Below are 12229 nucleotides of genomic sequence, written 5' to 3' on the forward strand. Positions count from 1 at the left end.
GGAACAGCCGCCCGGCTACCGCACATCGGCGGTGAAAGCACCTTGCGCGACTAACGACCCGTCGCTGACAAACCGAGGCGATCGCTCGTTACTCCACGGGATAGCTGCCGAGCACCTTAACCTCACGCAACTTCAGCCGCAGGCAATCAAGGGCGGTCTGAACGTCGATATCATGCATCGACCCGTCAAGCTCAATGAAGAACATGTACTCTCCCAGCTGCTTTTTTGTCGGACGCGACTGCAGCATCGTCAGGTTGATGCCCGCGTAGGCGAATTCGGAAAGAATCATCTGCAGGGCGCCGGGCTTGTCCGCGCGCAAAAAGAGCGCCAGCGACGTCTTGTAGCGCGAACCCCGCAAAAGCTCGGCATCGACCAGGCGACCCACCAATGCGAAAGCGGTCTGGTTCTCGGGGTTGTCCTGTATCGACTCCGCGACCACGCGCGCGCCGTGCAACCGAGCGGCAAGGGGATTGCAGATGCCCGCCGTGGCAGGATCGCCGGCCGCCATCCGCGCGCTTTCGGCCGTTGAGGCCACGGAAAGCGTTGAAACGCCCTTAAAATGCTCCGCCAGAAAGCGGCGGCACTGCGCGATGCCCTGCGGATGGGAGGCGATCCTGCGAATGTCGGATCGAGCGGCCTCGGGATGCATCGCCAGACAATGGCGCACATCGATCACCTCCTCGGCCAGGATAACCGAGTCGGTGCGGAAGGCGAAGTTGTCGAGCGTCGCCGTGACGGGGCCTTCCAGCGAATTCTCCTTGCCGACGACGCCGAAGCGCACCGTCCCATCGTCGACGCAATCGAAGACCTCGTCGAAAGAAGCGCACTCCACCAGATCGGGGTCGTCGATGCCGAGACGGGCGGCGAAACGCAAAGCCGCTTCGTTGCAGTAGGTTCCGGCCGGTCCTAAGAAGGCGATGGAGTTCTCGTAGCTCATGTTAAACCAATCTGTTGTGCGTCATTTGCGATGTCGCGCGCCAATCACTGCGCCACTAATCGCGAGCCGCGTCGCACGTCACTCGCGATGTTGCATGCCAGAGCGCGACGCCGCGTGTCGTCTGCGATCATCATAGCGCGTCGGCGCCCGAACGGCTTTGAAACAGCCCCGTTCCGATCTCTTTCACGTGCTCTTCGGTTGCTGAGCCTTGGGCGAACACGACAGCATCAATAAAGCCTTTCCGGGATGCTTTTCCGGCAAAGCATCCTTCAGGGTACGTTATCCACCATCTCGAAACGACTTTCCACTCTTTCGTCATCTCGTCTACTCTCATTCTCGCCAAATTCGCGTTGAAACCGCATTGATGTCTCGTTAAATTCCCGATTTACCAAGAGTTTTGCACATTATTTCAAATCGTATTGACACGGAATTGAGACCTGGTATCGTGGGCTCATGGAATGCACGCTAGCACATAAAAGCTCCCTTGAACTATGGTCACATATGGCCGAAACCAATGCTGCGCCCACATGCTACGACCGGACGCTCAAGTCCAAGAAGGCCGCCGTCGGCGTTGCGGCGAAGGATGTTGATTTCTGGCTGAATCGAGGAGGCTTCTTCACCGAACCGCTTCACATTGCCGTCGGGTCTCCATCCGAGCGCTGCCGCGTCTTGCGCTGCGTTTCCCACATCGATCGCCAGCTCGGCAACAAAGGCACGGTATGGGGAATTGCCCCTAAGCTTGCCACAGTTTCACCGGCAATGTGCCTGGCGCAGTTCGCCGGCGAGCTGCCTCTCGCGCAACTCACTGAGCTCGCATGCGCCCTGAGCGGCAACTACCGCTTCGCCTCCAAACCCGAAGACGTTGTCACCTCGGCAGTACCGCTCACATCGTTGCGAGAGATGCGTGCGTTCCTTCACGCTCATCAGCAAATTCGTGGAGCATCGAAGGCGCTCAGGGCCATCGATCTCGCCATCGACCACCTGGGTTCCCCCTATGAGACCATTCTCTATCTGCTTCTCTGCCTGCCCCGCAAGCTTGGAGGCTACGGTCTTCCTAAGCCCGTTGCCAACCGATCGATCATGCCCAAGTCCCGCGATGCTCACCTCGTTGCCCAACGCGATTTTTACCCAGATTTGCTCTGGCCCGACAAGCAGCTCATCGTCGAATACGACAGCTTCAAGCACCACAGTGCACCGGAGCAGACAGAGCATGACGCCCGAAGGCGCAACGACCTCGAGTCCATCGGCTATCGCGTCATGGTCGCCAACCGCTCCATCGTCTCCTCCGCCGCACTGTTTTCTCAATTCGCAGACAAGGTCCGCCGTGAACTTGGCGCGCGAAGCCGTCCGGAGACGGAACACTGCCGAAATAGCCGAACGCAGCTTCGCAAATTGCTTCTTGCGCCCGATTCGATTGCGGAGCTTTGGAGATAAGTTTTTGGAATTCGACAAGTATGCATCGCGTCAATCGCCGAGAACGAATGCAAGCGGGTACGTATCGGAAACATGGCAGGTAGATGCCACTTCGACCCCGAAATGGCTCAACCCCCTCCTATCTTTCTGGCCATTTCTAGGTTAAAGTGGCATTTTCGAGGGATTTCCCCTCAGCAAGTCGACCATTTCGGGGTCGAAGTGGCATTCACTTGCGGATTTTAAAAAGTGCAGGATCGGGCGCGTCGGATGGTGAGGGCAATTGGGCGACTGCGGGGATCGGACGGCTGCGAGAGCGCACCGGTCGGCTAGGGGCGCGGCACGCAGGGGCGCGTTAGCCGGCGAGGTGCTCGATGAGGATTTTCAGGCCGATGAGGATGAGGACGATGCCGCCGGCGATGGTGGCGGGCTTTTCGAAACGCGAGCCGAACTGGTTGCCGACCACTACGCCGACAAGCGACAGCGCGAAAGTGGTGACACCGATGATCGCGATGGCGACCCAAATGTTCACTCCGAGGAAGGCAAACGTGATGCCCACAGCCAAGGCATCGATGCTCGTGGCGATGGCGAGCATGACAAGCTCGCGATAATCGAGGGGCGGGGCGATCGGCGCCTGCCGCGCCGCCTCGGGATCGTCGCAATCGGCGCCTCCGCGGCGTTGGCACGTCGCGCAATCGCGCCCGCACACGCACGGGGAGTCCTCCTCGTGGAAGGCGTCCCAGAGCATCTTGCCGCCGATGAAGGCGAGAAGCCCGAAAGCAATCCAGTGATCGACGGCGGTGATGGTGCTGGCGAACAGCGAGCCTGCGGCCCAACCGATAAGCGGCATGAGCGCCTGAAAGCCCCCGAAGAACAGGGCGATCACCAGCGCATCGCGCCAACGTATCTTCCGCATGCCGAGGCCTTTGCAGATGGCCACGGCGAACGCGTCCATGGAAAGCCCGACGCCCGTCAGGAACAACTCGATGAAACCCACAGCGAACCCTTTCTTCCCTCAGGGGGTCAACGTATCGTTTTCCTCGCGGAAGAAGCCCTCGGCGAGGAGGTCGGCGACGATGGAATCGAAGAGCGGAGGCTCCACCTCGGGACGACCGGCAGCGAGCTCAGCCGTGTTCAGGTCGGCGAGCACGACCGCGCGGGAGACGCCCTCGGGAGCGGCGAGCACGCGGCGGATGATCCAGGCGCGCTTCTGGCGGCGGGAGCCCTCGAAGGCCGACTGGCGGCTGTGACCGGCGCTGCGCCGAGAGGGATTCGGCACCGTGGCCTTCAGATGCGCGCCGTAGTCGAGCAGGCCGTAGTACCAGCGGCGCGGATCGGCTGCGGCGGCCGGGTGGAAAGCGGCGGCCTCGACCAGGGGCAAAAGAACCTTGTCGCTTACGGCCTCCTCTTCGGGAAAGAGCTCGTGCAAAAACACCGAGCGCACGTTGGTCTCCAGATAGACGGCCGGCCGCTGATAGGCGAAGGCCACCACCCCCGCCGCCGTAGCCGGACCGATGCCAGGCAGCGCCAGCAGCCCCTCGTAGGTTTCCGGAAGCCGACCGGCCCCCTCGGCGGCGCACCTGTCGGCCGTGCGCTTGAGCGCCAGGGCGCGGCGGTTGTAGCCGAGGCCCTGCCACAGCTCGAGCACATCGGGCACAGCGGCGGCCGCCAGGGCATCCACCGTGGGAAACGCCGACAGGAACCGCTCCCAGAAGCGTCCGACGCGTGTCACCTGGGTCTGCTGAAGCATGATCTCCGAGACGAGCACCGCGTAAGGATCGTCCACATGGCGCCAAGGCAGATCGCGGTACAGCTCGTCTCCCTTGGCGAGCATCGAGGTCACAAAGTCATCGAGGGCCGGCCCCTCGCAGGGCCAATCTATCGGTTCTGCATTCTTGCGGCGGACCACAGATCCCGTCCTCCTTCATCGGTCGTCTTCACACGGAAGCAGAGCTCCCGACAGAAAACGGGCGGGTCCGCGCCCGCCCGTTCAATTCGGCAAACAACCACCGGCTATCCCACCAAGTCGTTCAAATCGCCCAAGGAGGCGGAGAAGTCGGAGACGACGAGGCGCTCGAGCTCGGCGTACTCGGCGGAATCGAGCGGCTGGTAGGCGGCGAGCTTGTCGAAGAGGTTCTCCCGGGACACCGGAATGTAGCGGCGCTCCACAAGGCCCTGCTTGTAGGCTTCCTCGATGGCCTCGCGGGCCGCCATGTAGATGTCGTAGCGCGGCAGGTTCGCCGAAAGGCGCACCAGCTCGTCGCGGCTCACCGATCGGATGGAGGGATGGTCGCGAGCGATATCCATCCAAATGTCGGCGCGCTCCTCAGCGGTGGGATAGTCGATATCGACGCAGGTGAGGGGGAACAAAAGCTCCGTGAAGAACGGATCGATGGCCTCGAGCGACGAGGCGGAGGCCAGCACGTAGACGTCGGGGTTCTCCACCGCCTGGCGGATGAGGTTCACCGCCTCCCGTGCGCCCCGGGACATGGCGGCCATGAAGAAGCCCGCCATATCGTCGGCGGCATCGATGACCGGCGCTCCCCACAGATCGAGATCCTCCAGCACCAGGATGCCCGGACCCGCAAAGCCGTGGCGCAGGCTGGCGAGCTTCTCGGCATCGGTGGCCTGGGCGCTGACGCAGAGCATGGGCACGCCTTGGAAGGTCTCCTCCATGCGCATGCGGATGGCCGGTAGTCCCAGCTCCCCCACCGTGGCCAGCATGAAGCGGCTCGCATCCTCCCGGGCCGGCGAGCAGAACAGGAGGCTGTCGACGACCGGCATGGCGTCCAGCCCGTGGCGGGAGTTCAGCATAGCGACGAAATCGTCGAACTCGGGAGTGCCGGCCAGGCCCACGCCCAGAGAGCGCATGCGCGCCACGGCGGCGCCGTAGCCGGAGATGCTGTCATAGGAGAAGATATCGACGGGCTGGGAGGCCTCATCCCCTGCCGGAGCGGCCCCCGACGGCGCCGCCAGCGCCTCGGCCTGGGCCATGGCCGCGTCCTCGCCGTGAACGGCGGCGGCCATCATCGGCCCCACCATTTCCATGAAGTCGCCGGAAAGGGCCTCAGTCATTTCCATGAGATCGTCGCCGGAAAGACCGATGCCCTCGAGGCGCTCCATGGCGAGCACCTGCAGCTGCTCCACACAGGCCTGCACCTCGTCGTCGGACAGGTAGGGCTCGAGCCGCTCGAAAATGTACTCGGCCAGAGCGCGCTCCTTGGTGGAGCAGGCCACGCGCCATGCCTGCTTGAGACCCATGATAGCGTCCTCGGAGGGGGCGTCACTGTGCTCGGCGGCCTGCTCGAAGGCGGCCAGGTACAGATGGAGCCCGAGGCGCGCGTCGCCGGCCTCGCAGGCGGCCACCGCGCGGGACAGGTAGTTTTCCGGAGTGCCCGCGCCGTCGTCGCGGGAATTAGGGGATGTGTTGATATTCTCTAACATGGCCGTTACCTCTCAAATGCTGGGGGCTTTCAGGGCCCCGATCGTGTTCTGCCGCCATTTTATCGTACATAAGTACGATTGCCAAGAGTATTTTCGTATTTCGCGGGAGAAAATTTATCGGCCGCCGCGCCACCATTGCGCCCCGCTAGCGCGCACCACCGCCGCTGCCGCCGCGCGACCGCTGCCATCCCCGCTTCGCAACTATCCTCGCGCGCCCTACCATTCCAAGATATCGTAGCCCTGAGCGTTGGCCGTGCGCGTAAGGGGCCGATCCGGCGTGACCGCGTAGGCGCTCTTCGCAGCGGCCAGCATGGCCCTATCGGAATGATGGTCGCCGTAGGCCCAGGCGAGCTCCCAGCCGTCCGCGCCGAACAGCTCGTCGCACAGGCGACGGAGCACCACCACCTTCTCGGGGCCCTCGATGGGCTCGCCCTCCACCTCGTCGGTGTAGTTGCCCTGGAAGTCGACCCTCATGCGCGTGGCGATGGCGTACTGGATGGGGCGGCGCTCCATGGCCGCGGCGATGATGGGCTCGAAGGTGGCCGACACGCACACCACGGCATGCCCCGCCTCCTCGTGGGCCGCCATCTCGGCCTCGGCATCGGCGCGAAAACGCCGGTCGATGACCTGGTCGTAGAAGTCGCGCAGAAACCCGTTCACCTCCGCGACCGGCCGCCCCGCGAACGCGCGGAACACCAGCCCCCGCACCCAGGCCTCGTTCTGGGGCAGGCGCGTCTTGTAGGCGAAGGCCCAGCTGAGAATGCGGGCCACCACCGAGGGCGACAGCATGCGCCGGCGCACCAGATAGCGTACGAGCATGACCGGCGAGTTGCCCTGGATGCACGTGCCATCGAAATCGAAGGCCGCCACCTGGACTTTCCCCTCGGCGTTGCGCGCAATCGGCCCGTCCATGAGTCGGACGGCGCCCAAGGCGTCGGGGGTCACGCGACGCACCCCGGCGGGAAGCGGCCCGGTCTCGCCGCGAAAAGCCGCGTCGTCGGGAATTCTCACATAGGTGCTCGCCTGGGGCATAATCACTCGCTCGTCCTCCAGCTGTGCGGTCAGGTTCGTCAAAATTTGCCTCGCCTATGATAGCCGACCCGGCACGACCCCGCCCGTCCTGCGACGTTTCTGCAGGAAACTTTTACGGAATTGAAGGAATGGAGCCGTCTCGTCGAAGAACGGCTTCGCGCCTGCTCCCGTAGGGGGCGACCCTGATCGTCCCTGTTCAGGTGCGGTGGCCTCGCTTGCGGAGGGCAGACCAAGGTCTGCCCCTACGGATGGGGTGTGCGAGAAAAGCGCGGAATGCGCACTACTCCTCGAAGCGGTCGTTGCAGGAGGCGAACTGGGAGTTGTACAGTTCGGCGTAGAAACCGCCCGCGGCGAGCAGCTCCTCGTGGCTGCCCTGCTCCACGATGTCGCCGTCGCGCATGACCAAGATGAGATCGGCCGCGCGGATGGTGGAGAGCCTATGCGCGATGACGAAGGACGTGCGTCCCGCCATGAGCCGGTCCATGGCCTCTTGGATGCGCAGCTCGGTGCGCGTGTCCACCGAGGAGGTGGCCTCGTCCAGAATGAGCATGCGGCGGTCGGCCAGAAGGGCCCGGGCAATGGTGATGAGCTGGCGCTGGCCCTGGCTCAAGTTGCTCGCGTCCTCGTTGATCTCGAAGTCGTAGCCGCCGGGCAGCATGCGGATGAAATGGTCGGCGCAGGCCTCGCGCGCGGCCGCCTCCACTTCCCCATCGGTGGCATTAAGCCGCCCGTAGCGGATGTTCTCGCGCACGGTGCCGGAGAACAGCCACGTATCCTGCAGCACCATGGCGAACAGATTCCGCACATCGGGGCGTGACAGCTCGCGGATGTCGGCGCCGCCGATACGGATGGCGCCCGCGTCCACGTCGTAGAAGCGCATGAGCAGCTTCACCATGGTGGTCTTGCCGGCGCCCGTGGGGCCGACGATGGCCACGGTTTGCCCGGCGGCCACGCGAGCGGAGAAGTTGCGGATGACGGGCGCATCGGGCGCGTAGCCGAAGCGCACGCCGTCGAATTCCACATCGGTGGAAAGCGCCGCGGGATCCACGGCGGAGGTCTCTTTCGGCACCTCGGGCAGATCGAGGAAGGCGAAGATGCGCTCGGCCGCCGCGGCCAGGGACTGCAGCACGTTGGAAATCTGGGCCAGCTGGGTGATGGGCTGTGTGAAGTTCTTCACGTACTGAACGAAGGCCTGGATGTCGCCTACCGTGATAGTGCCCGCCACGGCGAAGAACGCGCCGGTGACGGCGACGGCCACATACCCCAGATTCCCTACGAACCCGAGCACCGGCATCATGAGGCCAGAGAGGAACTGCGCCTTCCAGCCGGCGTTGTAGAGCGCCTCGTTGTCGGCCTCGTAGGCGCGCACGGTCTCGTCCTCCCGCCCGAAGGCGCGCACGACGGCATGGCCCGAGAACGTCTCCTCCACACGGCCGTTCAGCGCGCCGAGCAGACGCTGCTGGGCCACGAAGTGCTTCTGGGAGAGCCTCACCACCACCGCCACGAGCGCTATGGAAACCGGCACCATGACCAGGGCCACGAGCGTCATGATCCAGTTGATGGAGAGCATCATGACAAGCACGCCCACCACCGTGACCGCCGAGGTGATGGCCTGGGTGATGCCCTGGTTGAGGCTCTGGCCCAGCGTGTCCACATCGTTGGTGATGCGCGAGAGGGTATCGCCCGTGGAGGTCTTCTCGAAATACCCGAAGGGCACGCGGTCGATCTTTTTCGCAATGGCGTCGCGCAGCCGGTAGCACGTCTGCTGGGAGACGTAGCTCATGACCCAGGACTGCACCCACGAGCACGCCGCCGACAGCAGGTACAGGACCAGCGTCGCCAGAAGGATGCGGCCGATGGCGTCGAAATCGATCGAGCCGGTGCCGGCTGCAGAGGCCACAGCGCCGTCGAAGAGCACCGTGGTGGCCTCGGAGAGCACCTTGGGCCCCACGATGGAAAACGCGGTGGAAGCTATGGCGAACAGGAGCACGAGCAGAAGCCGGCCCTTGAACTGCCCCATGAAGGCGAGCATGCGCTTCATGGTGGGGCCGAAGGCCAGCGCCTTCTCGCCGCCCATCATGCGGGCCGCCGGGCCATGGCCGCCGGGGCCGTGCCCGTGGCCGCCGGAGCCCCGCCGAGGGCCGCCGCCGGCCTTGGGAATGAAGGAAGGATGCCCGCTCATCGCGCACCCCCTTCCACAAGTTCTTCCTCGGAAAGCTGGGACAGGGCGATTTCGCGGTACTCGGGACAGCTCTCCATAAGCTCGCCGTGGGTGCCCACGCCGGCGACGCGGCCCTCGTCGAGCACGACGATGCGATCGGCGGCAAGCACCGTGGAGATGCGCTGGGCCACGAGGATCACGGTGGAGCCGGCGGCCCAAGCGGGCAGCGCGGCGCGCACGCGGGCATCCGTGGCGTAGTCGAGCGCCGAGAAGCAGTCGTCGAACAGGTAGGCCCGCGGGCGCCGCACAAGGGCGCGGGCCATGGCCAGCCGCTGGCGCTGGCCGCCGGAGACGTTGTCGCCTCCCTGGGCGATGGGAGCGGAAAGGCCTCCCTCGCGCGCTTCCACGAAATCCAGGGCGCAGGCCACCTCAAGGGCGCCGCGGATGGCCGCCTCGTCGGCGCTCTCGTCTCCGTAGGCGATGTTGCTTTCCACCGTGCCCTCGAACAGGAAGGCCTTCTGGGGCACATAGCCGAAGCACGCCCGCAGGTCGGCCTGGGAAAGCGCGCGCAGATCGACGCCGTCGAGGGTGACGGAGCCCTCCGTCGGGTCGTAGAAGCGCTCGATGAGCTTCACGATGGTGGACTTGCCCGAACCGGTGGGGCCCACGATGGCCAGCGTGGTGCCGGGCTCGGCCGTAAACGACACATGGGAGAGCGCCGGGTCGCCGTCGTCGGTGTAGCGGAAGGAGACGTCGTCGAAAGTGATGCGCGCGCCCGCTGCGGCATCGGATCGCACGCGAGTCGGCGCCTGCGGATCGCGGACGGTGGGCTCGGTCGCGAGCACCTCGCTCAGGCGCTGGGCGGCCACGTCGGCGCGGGGCAGCATGATGGACACCATCCCCATGATGAGGCAGCCCATGATGATGACCATGGCGTAGGTGATGAACGCGATGAGATCGCCGGTCTGCATGGTGCCCGCGGCCACGCCCTGAGCGCCGAACCACACGATGGCCACCGAGGTGAGGTTCATCACAAGCATCATGGTGGGCATCATGAAGGCCATGGCGCGGTTGGTGAACAGCTGGGTATCACGCAGCTTGCGCGAGGCGGCGTCGAAGCGATTCTCCTCGAAGCCCTCGCGGTTGAAGGCGCGCACCACCGACAGGCCGTTCAGCATCTCGCGGGCCACGAGGTTCACGCGATCGATGAGCGTCTGCATGATTTTGAACCGCGGCAGCGTGAAGCGGAACAGAACGGCGATGACCGCGAAGACCATGGCCACGGCGAGCACGACGATCCACCCCAACTGGGGGTTGGTGACCATGACCATGACCACGCCGCCGATGGCGAGGATGGGGGCGTAGAGCACCATGCGCATCACCATGGTGCACACGTTCTGGATGAGGGTGACGTCGTTGGTGCCGCGCGTGATGAGCGAGGCCGCCGAGAACTGGTTGATCTCGGCATCGGAGAAGGCCACCACCCGCGCGAACAGGCGCCGGCGCAAGTCGCGGCCGATCTTGGCGCCGGTGCGGGCCGACACGAAGCCGGCGGTCACATCGAGCACCATGGAGCCAGCGGCGGCGAGCAGCATGAGGCCGCCGATGCGCAGGAGATAGGCCATCTGAATGGGGAACAGATCGACGCCGGCGGCCTTGTAGCCCGCAAGGACGTCGAGGTCCTCCACGCCCGACTGGGCGATGCCCACATCGACGATCTGCGAGGTGAGCACCGGGATGGCCAGCTCGCAGCCGGCCTTCAGGAGCAGAAGCAGCATGACGAGCGCCACCGCCCCCTTGTGCTGCCCGAGAAACCGGATCACGCCCAAGGCTGCCCCTCCCCTACACCGCAAAGAAGGCGAGCGCCGCGTAGACGGCCACGCCGGCCACGGCGGTCCACAGAAGCGACTTGGTCTTCACGGCCACGAGCGCCGATGCCACAGCGGCCACGAGCGGGATGGCCGCCGGCCACACGCCCGCGTCGAACATGCCGGGGTTCAAAAGGTCGTTGGCCACGAGCGCCGCGAACGCCGCGGGCGGGATGAAGCCGAGGGCCTGGGCGAGGCGCGGGGGCAGCTCGCGGCCCTTCAGCAGAAACAGCGGGATGACGCGGCAGGCCCACATGGCCAGCACGCACCCGATGAGAACAAACCAGAACTCCTCCCAGCTCATCGGCGCTCACCGCCCTCATCAGGCGAGGTGTCCCCACTCGAGGAGGGGCGACCAAGGTCGACCCCTACGGGATCAGTACCGGGAGCGCTTGCCGTGACGGGACGGCGCGGGAACAGCGCCGAGAACGCCAGGGCGCACACGACACCGGCAACAGCGCCGATGAGAATGGCCGGCCCGGTAAGCCCGAGCGCCTTGCACAGGTACACGCCGAGCATCGCCACAATCATGGCGACGATATTGGCGGAGGTGAACTTCTGGGTGACGAGCAGGCAGATGAAGATGGCCGTCATGGCGAAGGCGGCGATGGGCACGGGGATGTCGACGGCCGCCCCCACCGCGCAGCCCACGATGTTCGAGATCGTCCAGGAGCTTTGGGAGAACAGGTTCACCATGAGCGCCCGATCCACCGACCAGTTGCCCTCGGCGAAGCGCGCCGTGTTCACGCCGTAGGACTCGTCAGTCACCGATGCGGCGAACAGGGCCGCAAGCCAACGGGGGCTTGCAGCGCACTGGGGCGCGAAGGAGGCGGCGTAGAGCATCTGGCGCGTGTTCACGAGGGACACCGACGCCGTGATGGCCGCCACCGAAGAGCCGGCGAGGAACATGTTGGGGATCATGAACTGCCCAGCGCCCGAATACAGAAGGATGGACAGGAGCGCCACCTGCAAAGGGTTCAGCCCGATGGTGTTCCCCAAAATGCCACAGGGAAGGCCAATGGCCACATAGCCCAGCATGATGGGAACGGCGGCGGAGAACGCCGAAAGTATGTGCTCGCGAGAAAACATGACGCCTATGATAATCGACTCGCAGATTTTTGAAAGACCCTTCCCCCGATTTCACAACCCCTAAATAGCAGGTGGCCCCGTGGGTAATCAGGATTCCGCGGGGCCGTCTGCTTCATCGGAGATGGCATATATGATGTGCCGGCCACCGCCGCGCGCATAAGCGGCGGCGGCCGGCGGGCTTCGGCAGGTGGCTTCGCGGGTAATCAGGGTTCCGCGAAGCAGTCTGCCTACTCGGAAAGGTCTCAGGTGCCGGGGCGGAGGGCGCTCCGTCCGCCCCGGCGGTCTCCC

General features: G+C 64.9%; 10 protein-coding genes. 1 reads left to right on the forward strand and 9 read right to left on the reverse strand.

All coding sequences use genetic code 11. From position 1 onward, the window contains the following. Positions 1–88: 88 nt before the first annotated feature. The gene (gene pheA / locus AEQU_RS06330; protein WP_022740098.1) at positions 89–937 is read right to left on the reverse strand and encodes a prephenate dehydratase; all 849 of its coding nucleotides are present in this window, start codon (positions 935–937) and stop codon (positions 89–91) included. Positions 938–1438: 501 nt separating this feature from the next. Here pheA and AEQU_RS11900 point away from each other — a divergent pair. After that, positions 1439–2371 (forward strand): DUF559 domain-containing protein, encoded by a 933-nt coding sequence (locus tag AEQU_RS11900; protein ID WP_051353402.1) that lies wholly within the window; start codon positions 1439–1441, stop codon positions 2369–2371. Positions 2372–2702: 331 nt separating this feature from the next. On the opposite strand, the gene AEQU_RS06340 is transcribed toward AEQU_RS11900, so the two are convergent. The 8 genes from AEQU_RS06340 to AEQU_RS06375 all read right to left on the reverse strand — a co-directional run bounded on the left by AEQU_RS06340 (position 2703) and on the right by AEQU_RS06375 (position 11941). Beyond that, a complete protein-coding gene (locus tag AEQU_RS06340) occupies positions 2703–3344 on the reverse strand; it encodes a manganese efflux pump MntP (protein ID WP_022740101.1) in 642 nt (213 codons plus the stop codon). Positions 3345–3362: 18 nt separating this feature from the next. Then, entirely contained in the window at positions 3363–4256 is an 894-nt protein-coding gene (locus AEQU_RS06345; protein ID WP_022740102.1) for an HhH-GPD family protein, read from the reverse strand. Positions 4257–4360: 104 nt separating this feature from the next. Further along, the gene (locus AEQU_RS06350; protein ID WP_022740103.1) at positions 4361–5791 is read right to left on the reverse strand and encodes an ATP-binding protein; all 1431 of its coding nucleotides are present in this window, start codon (positions 5789–5791) and stop codon (positions 4361–4363) included. Between the two features lie 216 nt (positions 5792–6007). Then, complete coding sequence (locus AEQU_RS06355) at positions 6008–6865, reverse strand: HAD family hydrolase (protein ID WP_244874814.1); 858 nt, start codon at positions 6863–6865, stop codon at positions 6008–6010. Positions 6866–7103: 238 nt separating this feature from the next. Beyond that, a complete protein-coding gene (locus tag AEQU_RS06360; protein ID WP_022740105.1) occupies positions 7104–9005 on the reverse strand; it encodes an ABC transporter ATP-binding protein in 1902 nt (633 codons plus the stop codon). Further along, complete coding sequence (locus AEQU_RS06365; protein ID WP_244874815.1) at positions 9002–10807, reverse strand: ABC transporter ATP-binding protein; 1806 nt, start codon at positions 10805–10807, stop codon at positions 9002–9004. The genes AEQU_RS06360 and AEQU_RS06365 overlap by 4 nt, the downstream gene beginning before the upstream one ends. Positions 10808–10826: 19 nt before the next feature. After that, positions 10827–11156, reverse strand: coding sequence for an AzlD domain-containing protein (locus tag AEQU_RS06370; RefSeq protein ID WP_022740107.1), 330 nt, complete (start codon positions 11154–11156; stop codon positions 10827–10829). After that, entirely contained in the window at positions 11153–11941 is a 789-nt protein-coding gene (locus tag AEQU_RS06375) for an AzlC family ABC transporter permease (RefSeq protein WP_022740108.1), read from the reverse strand. The genes AEQU_RS06370 and AEQU_RS06375 overlap by 4 nt, the downstream gene beginning before the upstream one ends. Between the last annotated feature and the right edge of the window lie 288 nt (positions 11942–12229).

Origin of the sequence: Adlercreutzia equolifaciens DSM 19450 (genome assembly GCF_000478885.1) — a bacterium.
Classification (GTDB): domain Bacteria; phylum Actinomycetota; class Coriobacteriia; order Coriobacteriales; family Eggerthellaceae; genus Adlercreutzia; species Adlercreutzia equolifaciens.

Coding starts and splice junctions, on each gene's coding strand:
- AEQU_RS11900 (WP_051353402.1), top strand. CDS start 1,439: ATGGCCGAAACCAATGCTGCGCCCACATGCTACGACCGGACGCTCAAG.
- pheA (WP_022740098.1), bottom strand. CDS start 937: ATGAGCTACGAGAACTCCATCGCCTTCTTAGGACCGGCCGGAACCTAC.
- AEQU_RS06350 (WP_022740103.1), bottom strand. CDS start 5,791: ATGTTAGAGAATATCAACACATCCCCTAATTCCCGCGACGACGGCGCG.
- AEQU_RS06375 (WP_022740108.1), bottom strand. CDS start 11,941: ATGTTTTCTCGCGAGCACATACTTTCGGCGTTCTCCGCCGCCGTTCCC.
- AEQU_RS06370 (WP_022740107.1), bottom strand. CDS start 11,156: ATGAGCTGGGAGGAGTTCTGGTTTGTTCTCATCGGGTGCGTGCTGGCC.
- AEQU_RS06360 (WP_022740105.1), bottom strand. CDS start 9,005: ATGAGCGGGCATCCTTCCTTCATTCCCAAGGCCGGCGGCGGCCCTCGG.